Consider the following 16,642-nt stretch of genomic DNA (forward strand, 5'->3'; position numbering starts at 1 on the left):
TGGTGGCTGCAAACCATTGATGCCCCATAATTATTCCGGTCATCTGGATGATGGTCTCATATCTCCTCAGGGATATCGCGGCGATGCTATTGTCGAATAACGGAGGGGGTCGTCCCCTTGCCAAGGCCGGGCGGGCCTCAATGTCACAGGATAGGACAATACCCTGGTTGGTGAACGCCCCGGGTGGGGGAAATGTGTCTTCCACCCCCGGGGTGCCGCTTGCCACCATTCACTCGGATCGTGACGGGATCATCCTGGATCTCAACGACATGGCCGGCAGCCTGCTGCGGCTCAATGAGCGCCAGGGCAAGGGGATGCGAGGACGTCTGCACCTGGGGGAGTTGGTGGCCCCCGGTGAGCCTGAACTATTTGAGAATCTCTTTCGTGAGGCCACCGAACACGGGGCTTCTCTCGCCCAGGATGTGGCTTGCGCGGACACTGCCGGACGCAGTTTCCGGGTGGATCTGCAAGTGGCATGTGAACCCGGGCGCGACGGTGAGCCGGACCGATTCGTGTTTTTGCTCGCAGAACGCCTGCGTAACCGCCCCCTGGCTTCCCAAACCGATGGTCTGCTGCGGCATTTTTATGACCTGCACGTGATGGGTATGGCCATCCTGAACCCGGTGGATCTCCGCTGGCGCGAGGTCAACGACCGGTTATGCGAAATCCTGGGTTACGAGCGCAGCGTGCTGCTTGAGCGGTCGTGGGAGGAGATCTCCGATCCATCGGATCCCGTGTTTGACCCGCAGACCCTCCAGAAACTGTGCTCCGGCGGCACGCAGGCCCATACGGGAGAAAAGCGCTTCCTGCATCGGGATGGCCATGTGGTGTATGCGGGTATCCACCTACGCGCAGTGCGCGATGCAAGGGGCGGCCTGCGATGCTGCATCGTCATCTTGCAGGACCTCACGCAGATTCAGCAGACGGCCCGGGAAGCTCGCCGGGAAAAGCACCTGCACACGATGATCAGCCGGGTCAATCAGGCCATCGTTCGCAGTCGTGGCCTCAAGCCCCTGTTGCAGGAGGTCTGCCGCATCAGCGTTGAGGTGGGTGGGTTCAGTGCCTGCTGGATCGGTGTGTGGGACCTGTCGGATACCCGCAATCTGCGGGTCTTCGTTCGAGCCGGCGAGGATGTGGGCGACGTGGATCCGTTCCATAGCTCCAGGGAATGGCAAAAGGATCCGATGCCGAATGATGGCGAGCGACTGGTGCTCAATGAACTCCGTCCGGATGAGGGACTCCCGGGTTCCCGGGCCGCAGCCCGGGCTGGCCGACGGTCCGTGGCCCGGTTTGCCATTGGGAGTCGGGGAGCCGTCACCGGTACGGTGAACCTTTTTTCCGACGAGCATGGTTTCTTCATCCCCTCCGTGGAGGCGGCCCTGGTGGAGATGGTCGATGATCTCTCCGTGGCCCTGGACAGGCTCACTGCCATGGAGGCCCTGGAACTGGCCAACAAGGTGGTGGAATCCAGCCCGGTGGTACTGTGTCGCTGGTCGCCCCAGACTGGCTGGCCGGTGGAATATATCTCCAGCAACGTGTCGCGGTGGGGGCTTTCGGCTGCAGAGCTGGTTTCTGGGCAGATCCCCTTCCTGGACGTGATACACCCGGATGATCGAGCCCGATCGCAGGCAGAGGTCGCGGAGCATGTGCGCCTGAGACGTCCGCGATATCGCCAAGAGTATCGAGTGGTCACGGGGACCGGCGACATCATATGGATCGAGGATTTCACCCGAGCGGAATATGGCGAGGACGGTGAGCCTCTGGTCTTCGAGGGGGTGTTGACGGATATCACCCCCCGAAAACAGGAAGAGCAGCGAGAAGCTGCCCGTAGCCATGTGCTCTCACTGCTGGCCCAGGGGGCTGAGCTGCAGATCATCCTGGATGTACTGGCCGAGGAGGTGGAACTGGAATGCCCGGACATGCGCTGCAGCATCATGCTCGCTGACGACGCCCATGGCGCCTTGTTGGTGGGCGCTGCTCCGAGCCTGCCGGCCTTTTTCACTCGCGCTGTCAACGGCACTCCCATACAGGAAAATATCGGTAGTTGCGGGCATTCGGCGGCCACCGGCAAGGTGGTGATCTCGGAGGATATCCAGACGGATCCGCGTTGGGCTCCGGGCAAGAACGTTGCCCGGGAGGCCGGTCTGGCCTCCTGCTGGTCGGCACCGATCCTGTCGACCCGTGGACAGGTGCTCGGGACGTTTGCCGTCTACCATGAATACATCCACAGCCCCAGCGCACGCGACATTCATCTGATTCAGGAAAAGGCCAACCTGGCGGCCATTGCCATCGAGCGCACGCGGGATGCCGAGGCCTTGAAGGAGAGTGCGGAACGCTGGCGTTTTGCCCTGGAGGGGGCCGGGGATGGCGTCTGGGACTGGAAGCCGGACACCGACGAGGCCGTCCTGTCTCATCGGTGCAAGGAAATCGTGGGTATCGACGATGGAGGCGCCACACCCCATTACCAGCAGTGGCTGGCTCGGGTGCACCCCGACGACCTTGATCATCTCAACGAGCATCTGTGGTCGCATCTGGATGGCCGCTTGCCCAACTTTGTCTGCGAGCATCGGGTGCGCGATAGCCGAGGCGGCTGGCGGTGGATCCTGTCCAGGGGGCTGGTGGTGCGCCGTGATGAGCGTGGCAAGCCCCTGCGCATGGTGGGCACGGTCACGGACATCAGCGAGCGCAAGCGCATGGAGCAGGAACTTCGGGAGATGGCCACCACGGACTATCTCACGGGTCTGGCGAATCGCCGGCACTTCCTCTCTCGTGTCACCGAGGAGATCGCCCGCCTGGAGCGCAATGGCCATCGGGCGGTGGTGATGATGCTGGATCTGGACCACTTCAAGGCCGTGAACGACAATTTTGGTCACTCCGCAGGTGACGCGGTACTGCGGCATTTTGCCCACCTGATGCGCGACTGTCTGCGCAAGACGGACACCCCGGGCCGGGTAGGGGGGGAAGAGTTTTCCGTGCTCCTGCCGGATACCGCCATCGAGGCAGCCCTGCACCTGGCCGAGCGTTTGCGTGCCCGGGTGGAACAGGTGCCGGTGAACGTTCACGGACTGAGCATTCCGGTGACGGTGAGTATCGGCCTGACCCCCTTATGCTCCACGGATATGTCGCCGGATGATGCCTTGCAGCGGGCTGACAAGGCCCTGTATCAGGCCAAGTCCTCAGGTCGCAACCGTGTGGAATTTCTTACCGCCCCGGATTCATAGGCGGGCCTGGGGTGCTTCAAGGTCTGATGGGAATTACCCAAGGAATTGTGTGAAAGGTTACAATACCGCGCCTAAACACATTGAATGACGCGGAGAAGCCATCCCATGGTCGCAGGTCTGGACGAAAAGCTGGAACCCATCTATCAGGAAGTGCTGCACAGAAACCCGGGGGAAACGGAATTTCACCAGGCTGTGCGGGAAGTACTGGAAACCCTCGGCCCGGTGCTGGTGAAGTACCCGGAACTGGCGGATCGCAAGATCATCCAGCTGTGCTGCGAACCTGAACGCCAGATCATCTTCCGCGTGCCCTGGCAGGACGACAAGGGCCAGACGCACATCAACCGTGCCTTCCGTGTCGAGTTCAACAGTGCCCTGGGCCCCTACAAGGGCGGCATGCGCTTTCACCCTTCGGTGTATCTGGGCATCATCAAATTCCTGGGTTTTGAGCAGATCTTCAAGAACGCGCTCACCGGCATGCCCATCGGTGGTGGCAAGGGCGGCAGTGACTTCGATCCCAAGGGCCGTTCCGACGCCGAGATCATGCGCTTTTGCCAGAGCATGATGACCGAACTGTATCGCCACCTGGGCGAATATACCGATGTGCCCGCCGGCGACATCGGCGTGGGCCAGCGTGAGATCGGCTATCTGTTCGGGCAGTACAAGCGCATCACCAACCGCTATGAGTCCGGCGTATTCACCGGCAAGGGGCTGGATTGGGGCGGCAGTCGCGCCCGCAAGGAAGCCACGGGTTTTGGCACTGTGTTCTTCACGAACGAAATGCTCAAGGTGCGATCCGACTCCCTGGATGGCAAGACCTGCGTCGTCTCCGGTTCCGGCAACGTGGCCATCTATGCCATGGAGAAGGCCATGGAACTGGGCGCCAAGGTGGTGGCCTGTTCAGACTCCAATGGCGTGATCGTGGACAAGGAAGGCATCGACCTGGATCTGGTCAAGCAGATCAAGGAAGTGGAGCGTCGCCGCATCAACGCCTACGCCCAGGAGAAGAAGAGCGCCAGGTATCTGGAAGATGGCAACATCTGGGAAGTGCCCTGCCATGTGGCGTTGCCCTGCGCCACCCAGAACGAGCTCAATGGTCACGATGCCAAGGCCCTGGTGAAAAACGGGTGCATCGTGGTGGCCGAGGGCGCCAACATGCCCTGCACCCCGGAAGCGGTGCGCATTTTCTCTGACGCGGGCATCGCCTTTGGCCCGGGCAAGGCCGCCAATGCCGGCGGTGTGGCCACCAGCGCCCTGGAGATGCAGCAGAACGCCAGTCGCGACTCCTGGACCTTCGAGCACACCGAGGAGCGCCTGCGGGAGATCATGGTGGATATCCATCGCAACTGCTACGAGACGGCCGACGAGTTCGGTGCCCCGGGTAACTATGTGACCGGCGCCAACATCACCGGCTTCCTGAAGGTGGGCCGTGCCATGATGGCCATGGGCGTGGTCTGACGCCCGGGGGCACGCCGGCCCCTCACCCCAACCCCTCACCCCAACCCCTCACCCCAACCCCTCACCCCAACCCCTCTCCCGCAAGCGGGAGAGGGGCTCTCATTTGCCTTCCTGGTAACACACCAGCCGCTGACTCACCACGTCGGCCACCAGCCTCAGGCCAACCCCGGCGACGTCATGCACCGTTATGCTCGCCAGCACGTCGGCATCCAGGCCATCCAGCGCATCTTCATCGATCACCTCCCGTGGCGCGCGATTCAGCCACTCGGGATGGTAGTCGGTGTGCCGGTCGTGAGGACGCACGGCCACGTAGGCGATGCGTGATTCCACCAGATCCTGGAAGAAATGCGACCCGTAGGACAGGTCCGGCACCACGCCGCCGCCCAGTTCAGCCACCTCCATGAGGACCGCCATGCGACTGATGTCCGCGAACCGGATGGGCACGCCCAGTTCCGGCGTGCTGGTCCCCCAGCGACCTGGGCCGATCAACAGGGTAGGGCAGTCATCCCGATTCTTCATGGCGCGATTGACCTGTCCCACGAGGCGGGCCACGGCGAATTTCTGGTGCGAGGTCAGGGCACTGTAACGCCCGCCGTCCACGCGGATCACCCGGTGAATGGGCTGATCCATGCTGCCACCCATGAAATGCCCCTGGGTTGCCAGCAGCAATCGGTCGTTCGACACGGCCTCCGGCACCGTCACGGGCCGGTTCTGCCCCAGTGTCTGCAGGGGGCGGCACTGCACCAGATTGAACGAGGGTTGCCCCTCAAGGCCGATGTGTACCGTGAATTCCACGTCCACCGGATACTCATACGTGGCTTCCAGGGTTCCCAGCAACTGTTGCATGAGCGGCACGAAACGGGTTCGTGAGAGAAGCGGGGCGAAACTGATCCGCCAGGGCGGCGTGAGGCCATGTTCCCGGGCCCGCCGCACAGCCTCGCGGTCCTGCTCTCCACACCAGCCCAGGATGCGTTCCATATCCGCATCCAGTGGTGCCAACTGGCGCAAGGGAATACTGGTCAGAACGTTGTCGGTTACATCCAGGGTGTCGGCCTGGTGCTGGGAGAAGCGCATGGCATCCTCGTCATCCCGGAACGGGCGCTTCTCCGGGTGATCCAATGGGACAACACAGGCGTGGTCGTCATCATTGCGATCCACGGCCCGTGTGCCCAGGCCCACCACCAGTCGCGCCATGCCGGCGGCGGGATCCATCTGCGGATCCCAGGTGAAGATGTTGCGCGACACGCCCACCCCGGCAGCATCCGGCAGGTAATGACGACCGTGATAGCGACCGTTCACCCGCTGCAACAGGAGCGCCATGGGTTCCTCCATGCCGTCCAGGCCCCGCTGCTGGCGATACACCAGGGCATCTTCACCCATGGTACTGGCGAAGACCTGGCGGATGGCCTCCTCCAGTTTTGCCAGTCGCTCCTCGGGGGCGCCCTGGTTCACCAGGAAGACGCTGTCATACTTGCCTGCGAAGGCGTTGCCAAAGCCGTCCTCCAGCAGGCTGCTGGAGCGGACCAGGATGGGATACTGGCCGAAATAATCCAGCATCCGGGCCAGTTCCAGGCGGGTTTCCTCGGGCAGTTCGCCCTTGAGCATGCGCGCGTGCAGCGCGCGACCCTCGCTGTAATAACCTTCGGGTTCGTGCTGGCGCATGAGCAGTGGCCATAGGCCGTTGTGTACCAGAAAGGAGTAGTACACATCGGTGCCCAGAAAGAATGAATCATGGGGCTCCAGGTGCTCTTCCCAGGTGTTCGCATCCGCGTCCAGCAGGATGCGTCGGGCCAGTAGCATGCCGGCTGCCTTGCCACCGATGTAGCCGCTGCCGATCACCCGGGCGCGAATCGCCATCAGGTCCTCGAGGCGGAAGAATCGCCGCGCCAGCCCCAGGATGCGTTCATCCCGCCCCAGGAGCACCCGGCAGAGGCGTTCCACCTGAACGGCCTGGCCTTTTTCGTCATCCGGCCTTTCAAGCTGCCGGGCGGCCTCCAGGAACAGGGTGTCCCAATAGTCCAGTTGGCGTTGCGGACCCTGACTGTGATCAGGTTGCAGGGCCGTTTGCACACGGGTGGCATCGCTGCTGTCGATCACCGGTTCGAACCGGTGTCCCCGGTGACGGTGGGGCAGGAACATGGTGGGAGACTGGCGCCGCCAGACCTTCACCGGTTGCACATGGCATTCGCTTGCGGTGCGGCGCACGTCGATGAGCACCTGGGTGGTCTCCCGGATGCGTGCCACCGTGGTGTGAGAGTGGCGGTCGTTGAGCAGGCCGAAATAAGCCACGGTATCCAGTTCGAACAGGTAGGGGCAGACCACACGGAACAGATTGCCCACCATCAGGTCGGTGGCCCAGTTCTCCAGCAGGTCGGAGAGGCAGTCGAATACGTAGAAGGCCCCGCGCCCATGATCCGTGATCAGGCGGTACACATGTTCCGTGAAGGCCTCGAAGCCACTCAGGGCATCCAGATGGACCACCCGTACATTGGGGCCGGCCTCCACAAGCGGAGCGTGATGACCAAAACGCAGGTAGATGATGCTTCGGTTGCGAGCGACGGCTGCCTGCACGAAGCTGTCGATGAAGCGTTGATAATCATCCACATGGTCCACGCGCCAGACCACGTTGTCGCCGATGCGCAGACAGTCGATCACTTCGTCCAGACCTGGCAGCCCGGTGGAGACGCGTGTAACCTCGGCTTCGTGTGTCATGAACTTGCCCTGGATCATGGGAACGGCGGCTTGTGCCGTCATGGATGAACTTCCCGGGAGTAAGTATTCACCCGGTGTTGATCGCCTTGTATCATGCGCGGGGTGACGGGCCCAAACCGGATCAGTCGCGGGACATGGCAGACCCGTGCGGCAAGGGGCCCAATCTGCGCTTCAATTTACAAGGGGATGACCAATGGCGTTAATTGAATGTCCCGAATGCGGCCGGGAAGTATCGGACAAGGCCCCCACCTGTCCAGGCTGTGGGGCACCCATCGCGGCTCAGGAGCACATGGAGGTCACGGAACAGGAGCCGGGCATGGAATATGAGCAGGACGTGGACGAAGAGTGGCTGCGGGGTGAGCAGGAGTACATGGCCTTTACGGACCGCGTGGCGCGTCATCGTGTGATGTCGGTATTGCTCTTCTTCGGCGGACTCACCCTGGGCATGGGCATGAAGGCCTGGGTGGGGCAGGAAGGCGACGGGCGCGCACTGATCTACTACGTGGCCGACCTCATGGTGTGGGCCGGGATCATCTGGCTGGTGATCAACGAAGCCCGCAACCTCTGGTTTCACCGTAAACTCGGCGGCTGAATTCAGCGAGCCCGCCGGGGGCGGCTGTGCTTGTGTTTGCAGATGCCGCGCGCTAACCTCCGGCGCTTGGCCGCGATCCATTCCCTCACCTCGGCCCGGGCGGCCAATCATCTGCTGGAAGCCTGAGCATCCCCCATGAACGGGCCCGGACGCCGAGACGCCAGGGGTCCGCCCCCGGCGCTTGTGAAGAACCCTAGACCGTCCTGACGGTATGACCGAGGAGAATACGGCGTGAACTCGACTTGCAATAACGACTGCCCCGCACCGCCGGACGGCGAGGGCAGCGTACAGGTGTCCATGGACCCCAATCTGCACATTGGCAAGGCCAAGGTGTTTGCCATTTATGGCAAGGGGGGCATCGGCAAGAGTACCACCTCGTCCAACCTGTCCGCCGCCTTCTCGCGACTGGGCAAACGGGTGATCCAGATCGGCTGCGACCCCAAGCACGACTCGACCTTCACCCTGACCAAGTCCATGGTGCCCACGGTCATCGATGTGCTTGAGTCCGTGAACTTTCATGAGGAAGAGCTGCGCCCCGAGGATTTTGTCTTCGAGGGCTACAACGGCGTCATGTGCGTGGAGGCCGGAGGCCCCCCTGCGGGTACCGGGTGTGGTGGCTACGTGGTGGGCCAGACGGTCAAGCTGCTCAAGCAGCACCATCTGCTGGAAGACGCCGATGTGGTGGTCTTCGATGTGCTCGGCGACGTGGTCTGTGGCGGATTTGCCGCCCCATTGCAGCATGCCCATCAGGCGCTGATTGTCACGGCCAACGATTTCGATTCCATCTTCGCGCTGAACCGCATCGCCGCAGCCATCGAGGCCAAGGCCAAGAATTACCAGGTGCGCATCGGCGGGGTGATCGCCAACCGCAGCGAAAACACCGATGAGATCGACCGTTTCAATAATGCCGTGGGCCTCAATCGCCTGGCGCACTTCCCGCTGCTGGATGTGATCCGCCGCAGCCGCCTGAAGAAGTCCACCGTCTTCGAGATGGACGACGAGCCGGAACTGAGAACGGCTCAGGCCGAGTACATGCGCCTGGCTCAGAGCCTGCTCGATGGCGTGCAATCACAGCGCGCCACGCCGATGAAGGACCGGGATATCTTTGATTTTCTGGGGTTTGATTGATGGTCGCCGGAGGTATCGCATGCACCAGACCAGTGGGAGTGATCAGCGATGAAGGATAGAAAGGCCTCAAGCGCCTTCATGGGCATCCTGAAACGGTTGGGTCCCTCGATCCTGCCGTTCGCCGATGCGGCCACCAAGGAACTGCCCTTGCCGCGCCTGTTGCGCCTGGCGTTGTTCCAGATATCGGTGGGTATGGCCATTGTGCTGCTCACGGGTACCCTGAACCGGGTCATGGTGGTGGAAATGGGGGTCGGCGCCTGGCTGGTGGCCCTGATGGTCTCCCTGCCACTGCTGTTTGCCCCCTTGAGGGCCCTGTTGGGCCATCGCTCCGACAATCACCGATCTGCCTTCGGTTGGCGACGGGTGCCCTATCTGTGGTTCGGCACCATGCTTCAATTCGGTGGCCTGGCCATCATGCCGTTTGCCCTGCTGGTGCTGGCTGACGGGAGCGGCCCGGCCTTCCTGGGCCCCATGGCGGCAGCCCTGGCCTTTCTGCTGGTGGGGGCGGGCCTGCATACCACACAAACGGCCGGTCTGGCCCTGGCCACGGATCTGGCGGCCCCCGAGCAGCGGCCCCGTGTGGTGGCACTGCTCTACGTGATCCTGCTTCTGGGCATGGTGCTGGCCTCCGGTATCTTTGGCTGGTTGCTGACCGACTATAGTCCTGGTCGCCTGATCGAGGTGCTGCAGGGCGTGGCCGTGGTCACCATTGTGGTGAACCTGTTCGCCCTGTGGAAACAGGAGGCGATTGATCATGATCGAGCCAAGGCCCGCCATGAGCCGGGAGTGCCGTTCCTGGAGGCCTGGCGTGCCCTTGCCTCCGTGGGGCACGTGCGCCGACTGCTGGTGGTGATCGGTCTGGGGACCGCCGGCTTCAACATGCAGGACATCCTGCTCGAACCCTATGGGGGTGAGATCCTGGGCATGTCGGTGTCTGCCACCACCACGCTCACGGCCCTGTGGGCCATGGGGATGCTCATGGCCTTCTCCCTGGCCGGCTACGTGCTCACCCGTGGCGGTGATCCCTACCGGGTGGGTGCCATCGGCGCGGTCATCGGCGTGGTGGCCTTCATCATCGTGGTGCTGGCGGTGCCCTTGCAGTCCACCCTGATCTTCCGTCTGGGCACCGGCCTGATCGGCTTTGGGGGAGGGCTGTTTGCCGTCTCCACCCTGTTGGCCATGATGGCCTTTGCACGCGACCAGCAAAGCGGCATGGCCGTGGGGGCCTGGGGGGCCGTGCAGGCGACTGCCGCCGGGGGCGCCATCGCCCTGGGGGGCATCATCCGCGACCTTGTCGGCCTCATCACCGGTGGCGGGCTGCTCGGGGAGACCCTGGCATCGCCAGCAACGGGTTACCTGGCGGTGTATTACCTGGAGATCGGTATCCTCCTGGCCGCGCTGGTGGTCATGATTCCGCTGCTGCGTGAGGGCGGGCCGCGCCATGGTACTGGGGATGCCCGTTTCGGCATGCCGGACTTCCCCAGCACTTGATGGTGAGGGACTCAGGGGCGTCGCGGTGGCAAGCTGCGGCGCCCCTTTTTTTGTGGTTGTTGCGTGGTTGGTCTGCCCGCTGAGTTGGGGGCTCTCACCGCCGAGTCAAAATGATGATCTGGATCAGAAAAATGACAGCCACGCCTGTGGGTATGGCTTGGTTGGCCATCCTTCGAGTGCCACGATGTTTTTTTAAGGTGCTGATTTTTTTGATTTATTAACGAAGTTGCGGACTGTTCTGTTTCCTCATTCAGTGGTGGTAGGTCAGCTTGACATTTAATCCTGTCAACGTAGACTTACAACCAGACCGAAGCAGGGGTTTTTGGATCAGAAACACCCTGCCAGGCAATAAGCAAAAAAAGACTGTTCAGGGAGTGTCCCGGCCTTTCCTGTCGGGGTCCGTATCTGATTCAAGTGTCAACCGCCACATGTCTGACATGTGGCGGTTGAAAACATCCTGGCCTCCACAGGGGCCTGGTCTTAAACCAAGAGGGCTTTATCTATGAGCGAATACAGACCGAGCAAGCCAAGCAACCCCAGAGACGACTGGAAGCTGTGGCTGGTGGTTAACCCCGGCACCTGGTTGATGCCCATTCTGATCACGGTTCTGGTTGTTGCTCTGGCTGTGCACGCTTTCGTGTACTCCAATGACAACTACAACCCGCTGACCTATGATGCGTCTGCGGAAGTTTCCGAGTAAGTCTGGATTCTCCTGAATCCGACCGACTTCTTGATTACACGTTAGAGGGCTTTCCCAATGAATGACAGCATCTCCGGTCTGACCGAAGAACAAGCCAAGGAATTCCACGAGCAGTTCAAGACCACCTTCACCGTGTTCATGGTGCTGGCGGCTGCTGCCCACTTCCTGGTGTTCCTGTGGAGACCTTTCTACTAAGGTCTTTACCGTCACCTCTTTGAGGTAACGGTGCAGGTAGAGGGGGTTTGGTGTATCCTTCGGCGTGGGATGGTGACTTGCAGAGGCCAGTCCCACGTACAGGTTCACCGGCCCCCTCTACCTTTTTGTGTTTCTGATATGCCCGCTGCTACGCCCCCGCATCGCCCCCTTGCTCGTGATGAGCGCCTTGATGCCGGGCTCACTTCCAACCTCCCCCTTGATTGCCTTGCGTACCCCCGCGCGACGGATGTGTTGAGTCCGTTGGTCCGCTTCGGGCTGTACTAGCATGGCCCGCTCTGATTCCTCGCCTCATCTGATTTCGGGAACGACCGTCAAGGATTCAGATCCCGCTCATGTGATTCGGCCAGGCTTGCTGGTGGTCTTCATGGGCATCATCCTGCTGGTCGTGGCCCTCGCCATGTCGGCCTGGCAGGCGAGCCTGGTGGAATCCAATCAACGCGACCGATTATTGATCCAGGTTGTCGAAGTGGCCAATGCGCTGCACTGGCGACGGGTGGACAGCCTCACGTTCTCCGCCGACGACTTGGGCACGCCGATTTTCGAGAGCATGCGGGTGCAATTGCGGGCACTGGCCGAGCGCCATGGGGGTGGCGAGCTCTGGACGGTTGCGCCACGCAATGGCGAGTGGTTCTTCGGTCCGGAGAGCCTTCACGCGGACGACCCATTGGCCAGCCCGCCGGGCACTCGCTATGAGTCGCCGCCTGATGAGTTGGGCTGGGTTCTTCAGTCTCTGCAGGCCACGACCACGCAGCCCTATGCTGACGAATACGGCGAGTTCGTATCCAGCCTGGCGCCTGTGGTGCATCCGCAAACGGGGCAGTTGCTGATGGTGGTGGGGCTGGACGCTCCGGACACCCTGTGGTGGTCAGAGATCCACCGTGGCAGCCGACCCGCCCTTCTGGCGGGACTGGGCTTGTTAGTGGTCTTTGGCTTTGGGGTGGCCATCGTCACACGGCGTGGCCGAGCCGGGGTCGTTCGACCGGCAGCCCCTTATCTGGAGGCTGCTTTTGTGCTGGTCAGCGGTTTATTGCTGACCGGACTGGGGGTGAGCGTGGCTCAGCAACTGGATCAGCGCGAGCAGCAGACGGAATTTGTACGCCTGGCGGCCCTGCACTCCCAGGCCATGCATGGGGCACAGGCGCCGGTGTCGGGTCCTCTGGTGCTTCCCCCTTTGAGTCAGAGCCAGAGCCTTGCCGGCGACCGGGCCTGGGGAGTGGGTGGGCTGGGGATGCTTTTTACCGTGCTGGCAACCATGCTGGTCATGCTGTTACGGGTTCGGCATTTGTCTGTGGAGCAGCAGGTCAAGGAACGCTCCGGCGAACTGAAGAAGAGTCAGGTGATGCTCAAGGCCATCACCGATGTGGCCCAGGATGCCATCGTCATGATGGATCCTCGCGGCCAGGTGGTCTTCTGGAATAAATCCGCCGAGCGCTTGTTCGGGTATCGCAGGGATGAAGCTGTGGGGCGTGATCTGCACCAGATGGTCATGCCGGGAGGCCCGGGTCCTGAAGTGAACCGGGCCATGCGTCGCTTCGCACAGACGGGGACCGGGGACGCTGTCGATCGGATCGTGGAAGTCTCTGCCCAGCGTCGTGACGGCAGTCGTTTGGCCGGTGAATTGTCCCTCTCTTCGCTGCGGATGACGGATGGCTGGTACGCGGTGGGCATCGTCAGGGACGTGTGTCGGCGCAAGCGCATGGAGCGTCGACTGATTCGCTTGAATGAATGCCTGGCCAGCCTGGGGCCTGACTATCAGGAGAACGTCACGCAAATCACCCAGGTTTGCGGCGAACTGCTGGAGAGTGAAGCCGCGCTGTACAACCGGTTGAAAGAGGGTCGACTCTTTGCCCTGGGGCGTTGGCGAACCCCCGAGGACATGCCCCTGAGTGATGCACCTGAAGGGCATGTTTGCCATGACGTGATCAACGGCACTCTGGGGAAGGCGTACGTGACCGGGGATCTGACGCAGACGCCCTATGCCGAGCAGGACCCCTATGTGAAACGCTACGGGATCAAGTCCTACATGGGCCATGCGGTCCGCTGTCAGGATCAGGTGGTCGGTAGTCTCTGCGTGGTCTCCACCAGCCACATGCAGCCCACGGATGAGGACGAGCGAATCCTCGGGATCCTGGCGGCGGCCCTGAGTGCCGAAGAGGGTCGTCACCTGGCCATGAGTCGCTGGCAGGAGGCCAAGGAGCAGGCGGATCGGGCCAACCAGGCTAAATCGGATTTTCTGTCGCGCATGAGTCATGAACTGCGTACGCCCATGAACGCGGTGCTGGGGTTTTCCCAGTTGCTCGAGGCCGACCCGTCACTGGACGAGGGGCAACAGGAAAGCGTGAGGGAGATCCTGCGCGGTGGGCGTCATCTGCTGGATCTGATCAATGAGGTGCTGGATCTGGCTCGGGTCGAGTCCGGTCGGATCGAGATGTCCATCGAGCCCGTGCTGCTGGGGGATGTAGTCCGTGATTGTCTGACATTGTTGAGGCCATTGGCTCGGGACAAGGGCATCACCATCCACGTGGGTCAGGTGGATCAGATCCTGATGGCCGATCGCACCCGGCTCAAGCAGGTGCTGATCAATCTGATATCCAATGCCATCAAGTACAACTGCCCCCACGGCGAGGTGTGGCTGGATGCCCAGGCACGTGCCGAAGACGTGCGCGTGCGCGTGCGTGACACGGGTCGCGGCGTACCCGAGTCCCTTCGTGACGCCCTGTTTCAACCCTTTGCCCGGCTGCATGAGGACGGCAACGAGTCCATTGAAGGCACCGGTATCGGCCTGGCCATCAGTCGGCGTTTGGTGGAACTGATGGGCGGGATGATCGGCATGACGGGGCAGGAGCAGGGCAGTTGCTTCTGGTTCGAGCTCAAGGCCGGTGAGCCTGCGGCTCAGGAGAGCGGGGATGAGGTCGACCCGTTGCACTCGTCAGCCCCCGTCGCTGCCACCGGTCAGGATCGTCACTTCACGGTGCTGCACGTGGACGATAACCCTGCCAATCTGCGATTGGTGGAGCATGTGCTGCGACAGCGGGTGGGGGTGCAGGTGCTCAATGCCCCTTCGGGTGGTCTGGGTCTGGAATTGGCCAGGGCCCACCGGCCGGATCTGATCATCCTGGATATCAACATGCCGGGGATGAATGGCTATGATGTGCTGCAGCGGCTGCGGCAGGAGCCGGAGACCACTGATATTCCGCTGATCGCCCTGACCGCCAACGCCACCGAAAGGGATATGGAGCGAGGCCGCGAGGCCGGGTTTGATCAGTACCTCACCAAGCCCCTGGATATGGCGCTTTTCATGCGGGTTGTGGAATCGTTCCTGAAGGCCCGCAAGGCGGATCTCACGGAGGTCTGAGATCCGCAGAGGTTTTCAGTCGTCATGCCTGCGATGATGGTGCGTTTCCTCCCGCTCCAGTACCAGCAGGGTTCGCAGCAGGTGGCGCTCGTCCTCCGGGGTCAGGTCGAAGAATCGCCCCCCCACCAGTCTCCGTCCCTTGTCCTTCTCGTCCCTGGCGAACCGTACCTGAAGCCCGCAATCTATGGGGGGGATGCCGGGGAGTTGCAGGCCCTTGACGTCAAGTAGTTCCCGGGCGTTGATGGGGGTGTCCAGGTCGAAATGGGCGCTCAGCCCACCCAGGGACACGTCCACCAGTCGACCGCTGAACTGGCGCCCGTCACGATTGGTGAGCGTCACCTTGGCGCCCAGGGAATGTTCCACGGGGGTTCGGAAGTGGGTGCGTTTTTGTTCCGAGTCCATTTCCTCCGGAAGCCCCAGAACGTAGAAGGCCACGCCATCATGCTCGCCGGTGTGCAGCACCTCGGTGCAGAAATGGGCGCCCATGTCACCGAAGACGGCGTATACATGCATGGGCTGTCCAGGTGCGACCCGCAGGTGCCCCTGGTAGGGCTTGAGTTCCTCCAGGAACAACCATCCGTGGGAAGGATCCATGCGCAGCAATCGGCTGTTGAAGAAGTCCTGTTCATTGCCCAGTCGCACACTGAGCGGCGCATGGCGCGCTTCCAGATCCCTCAATTGTGCCAGGATATCGTCGGCGGTCATCATCGGCTGCCCCACTTCTCCGGCCGGTGCTTCACGGGCCAGTGTCTGCATCTGTGCCATGGCGCTTGTTCCTCCCACGCGGGTAGGTGTGCCTGCGGGTCTGACTAAACCCGTCAATATAAGGTTAGCACAGTGTGGGATACATGGCGGTCGGGAATCGCCGCCGAGTGATGCGCGAGGTCAGGCTTTGGTGATCGGGCGGGATGAGCTTGCCGAGAAGGCGCGACCGCGGGTGTCGTAGAGTTCGGTGCGGGATTCTTCACCGCGCAGGATGTGCAGTGCCTGGTCCACACGGCGTCGGCTGGTTTCCACCACACCGCCATTCACTTGATTCAGGCGATGGCAATGGGACATGACTTCCACCAGGCGATCCCAGACGGGGCGTAGCACGCCCTCTTCGTCCCAGTCGCGCAGCACACAGTCCATGCCGTGGGCATTGGTTTCATAGCCTTCCCGCTGCAGCAGTTCCGTTTGTTGACGCGTCAGCGCTTCCAGTGCCTGTACGCGGCTTTGTTTGTCAGCCACGGCCGCATTCAGTTCGTCCAGGTCACGAGACGCCAGGGCCGCGCCCTCGCGCTGCAAGGCCGATTCCAGGCTGGTGGCCTCACGCACGGACTGACTGAGTATCTGGTCCAGGTGCTCGGGGAAGGGGGTGTGGTTCATGGGATCAGAACAGGGTTTCCGACTTCATGAGCCCTTCTGCCACGGCCTGCGCATTCACCTGGTAGCTTCCATCCTGGATGGCCTGGCGCAGCTCAGCCACGCGCTGCTCATCCACCTGCGGCTGGGAAGCCGCAGTCTGCTCCAGGTCACTGAGGCGTTTTGCGGCCCCGGTGAGGGTGATCTTGTCGGCCGTGTTATCGGCCGGGCTCGGAGCTTGACCGCTCCCCTTGCCGCCACGGGCACTTTCGGACGTGCCGCGGCTGTCACCGGCACCCCGCGCCTGCGGCTGGCTTAGATTCTTGATTTCGATGGACATATCCATTCCTCGCACATACAGACATCGCCTCTCATGGTCCTTTTATCGGCTCATCCTGGGAATTCTTTAACCCGTATTATGTGTCGGG

At 62.0% G+C, this 16,642-nt stretch carries 12 protein-coding genes and 1 pseudogene; 9 read left to right on the top strand and 4 right to left on the bottom strand.

Annotated elements, in window-relative coordinates; all coding sequences use genetic code 11:
- The first annotated feature begins 194 nt into the window (after positions 1 to 194).
- Both LPW30_RS05680 and gdhA read left to right on the top strand, forming a co-directional pair.
- Positions 195 to 3,221, top strand: a complete 3,027-nt coding sequence (locus tag LPW30_RS05680; protein ID WP_239680304.1) for a GGDEF domain-containing protein — start codon at positions 195 to 197, stop codon at positions 3,219 to 3,221.
- Positions 3,222 to 3,326: 105 nt separating this feature from the next.
- Positions 3,327 to 4,676 carry an NADP-specific glutamate dehydrogenase gene (gdhA, locus tag LPW30_RS05685; RefSeq protein ID WP_238624440.1) on the top strand — a complete coding sequence of 450 codons (1,350 nt, stop codon included), beginning with the start codon at positions 3,327 to 3,329 and terminating at the stop codon, positions 4,674 to 4,676.
- Positions 4,677 to 4,775: 99 nt separating this feature from the next.
- Here the strand turns inward: gdhA and LPW30_RS05690 are convergent, their stop codons facing one another.
- Positions 4,776 to 7,388: a PEP/pyruvate-binding domain-containing protein gene (locus LPW30_RS05690; RefSeq protein ID WP_239680361.1), complete on the bottom strand. Its 2,613-nt coding sequence runs from the start codon at positions 7,386 to 7,388 to the stop codon at positions 4,776 to 4,778.
- Positions 7,389 to 7,581: 193 nt separating this feature from the next.
- On the opposite strand from LPW30_RS05690, the pseudogene LPW30_RS16180 reads away from it, so the two are divergent.
- The 7 genes and pseudogenes from LPW30_RS16180 to LPW30_RS05720 all read left to right on the top strand — a co-directional run.
- Positions 7,582 to 7,656: pseudogene (locus LPW30_RS16180) on the top strand (zinc-ribbon domain-containing protein); the annotation flags it as partial.
- A gap of 21 nt (positions 7,657 to 7,677) precedes the next feature.
- On the top strand, positions 7,678 to 7,980 hold the full coding sequence (locus LPW30_RS05695; RefSeq protein ID WP_025282078.1) for a hypothetical protein: 303 nt from the start codon (positions 7,678 to 7,680) through the stop codon (positions 7,978 to 7,980).
- Between the two features lie 297 nt (positions 7,981 to 8,277).
- Complete coding sequence (bchL, locus tag LPW30_RS05700) at positions 8,278 to 9,108, top strand: ferredoxin:protochlorophyllide reductase (ATP-dependent) iron-sulfur ATP-binding protein (protein ID WP_238624500.1); 831 nt, start codon at positions 8,278 to 8,280, stop codon at positions 9,106 to 9,108.
- Positions 9,109 to 9,156: 48 nt separating this feature from the next.
- On the top strand, positions 9,157 to 10,599 hold the full coding sequence (locus LPW30_RS05705) for a BCD family MFS transporter (RefSeq protein ID WP_274520593.1): 1,443 nt from the start codon (positions 9,157 to 9,159) through the stop codon (positions 10,597 to 10,599).
- Positions 10,600 to 11,101: 502 nt separating this feature from the next.
- Positions 11,102 to 11,299, top strand: a complete 198-nt coding sequence (pufA, locus tag LPW30_RS05710) for a light-harvesting antenna LH1, alpha subunit (protein WP_025282075.1) — start codon at positions 11,102 to 11,104, stop codon at positions 11,297 to 11,299.
- Positions 11,300 to 11,356: 57 nt separating this feature from the next.
- A complete protein-coding gene (gene pufB / locus LPW30_RS05715) occupies positions 11,357 to 11,494 on the top strand; it encodes a light-harvesting antenna LH1, beta subunit (protein ID WP_025282074.1) in 138 nt (45 codons plus the stop codon).
- 355 nt (positions 11,495 to 11,849) lie between these two features.
- Entirely contained in the window at positions 11,850 to 14,870 is a 3,021-nt protein-coding gene (locus LPW30_RS05720; RefSeq protein ID WP_239680305.1) for a hybrid sensor histidine kinase/response regulator, read from the top strand.
- Between the two features lie 15 nt (positions 14,871 to 14,885).
- Here the strand turns inward: LPW30_RS05720 and LPW30_RS05725 are convergent, their stop codons facing one another.
- The 3 genes from LPW30_RS05725 to flgM form a co-directional block, all read right to left on the bottom strand.
- Complete coding sequence (locus tag LPW30_RS05725) at positions 14,886 to 15,635, bottom strand: flagellar brake protein (protein WP_238624442.1); 750 nt, start codon at positions 15,633 to 15,635, stop codon at positions 14,886 to 14,888.
- Positions 15,636 to 15,755: 120 nt separating this feature from the next.
- Positions 15,756 to 16,238 (bottom strand): flagella synthesis protein FlgN, encoded by a 483-nt coding sequence (locus LPW30_RS05730; protein ID WP_025282071.1) that lies wholly within the window; start codon positions 16,236 to 16,238, stop codon positions 15,756 to 15,758.
- A 4-nt stretch (positions 16,239 to 16,242) separates the two neighbouring features.
- Entirely contained in the window at positions 16,243 to 16,554 is a 312-nt protein-coding gene (gene flgM, locus LPW30_RS05735) for a flagellar biosynthesis anti-sigma factor FlgM (protein ID WP_025282070.1), read from the bottom strand.
- Positions 16,555 to 16,642: the final 88 nt, after the last annotated feature.

Source organism: Ectothiorhodospira variabilis, assembly GCF_022227625.1.
GTDB classification, from domain to species: domain Bacteria; phylum Pseudomonadota; class Gammaproteobacteria; order Ectothiorhodospirales; family Ectothiorhodospiraceae; genus Ectothiorhodospira; species Ectothiorhodospira haloalkaliphila.

What these genes read in the sequence shown, in the direction of transcription:
- gdhA (WP_238624440.1), top strand. Translation starts at nt 3,327, where the DNA reads ATGGTCGCAGGTCTGGACGAAAAGCTGGAACCCATCTATCAGGAAGTG.
- LPW30_RS05690 (WP_239680361.1), bottom strand. Translation starts at nt 7,388, where the DNA reads ATGACACACGAAGCCGAGGTTACACGCGTCTCCACCGGGCTGCCAGGT.
- LPW30_RS05695 (WP_025282078.1), top strand. Translation starts at nt 7,678, where the DNA reads ATGGAGGTCACGGAACAGGAGCCGGGCATGGAATATGAGCAGGACGTG.
- bchL (WP_238624500.1), top strand. Translation starts at nt 8,278, where the DNA reads ATGGACCCCAATCTGCACATTGGCAAGGCCAAGGTGTTTGCCATTTAT.
- LPW30_RS05705 (WP_274520593.1), top strand. Translation starts at nt 9,157, where the DNA reads ATGAAGGATAGAAAGGCCTCAAGCGCCTTCATGGGCATCCTGAAACGG.
- pufA (WP_025282075.1), top strand. Translation starts at nt 11,102, where the DNA reads ATGAGCGAATACAGACCGAGCAAGCCAAGCAACCCCAGAGACGACTGG.
- pufB (WP_025282074.1), top strand. Translation starts at nt 11,357, where the DNA reads ATGAATGACAGCATCTCCGGTCTGACCGAAGAACAAGCCAAGGAATTC.
- LPW30_RS05725 (WP_238624442.1), bottom strand. Translation starts at nt 15,635, where the DNA reads ATGGCACAGATGCAGACACTGGCCCGTGAAGCACCGGCCGGAGAAGTG.
- LPW30_RS05730 (WP_025282071.1), bottom strand. Translation starts at nt 16,238, where the DNA reads ATGAACCACACCCCCTTCCCCGAGCACCTGGACCAGATACTCAGTCAG.
- flgM (WP_025282070.1), bottom strand. Translation starts at nt 16,554, where the DNA reads ATGTCCATCGAAATCAAGAATCTAAGCCAGCCGCAGGCGCGGGGTGCC.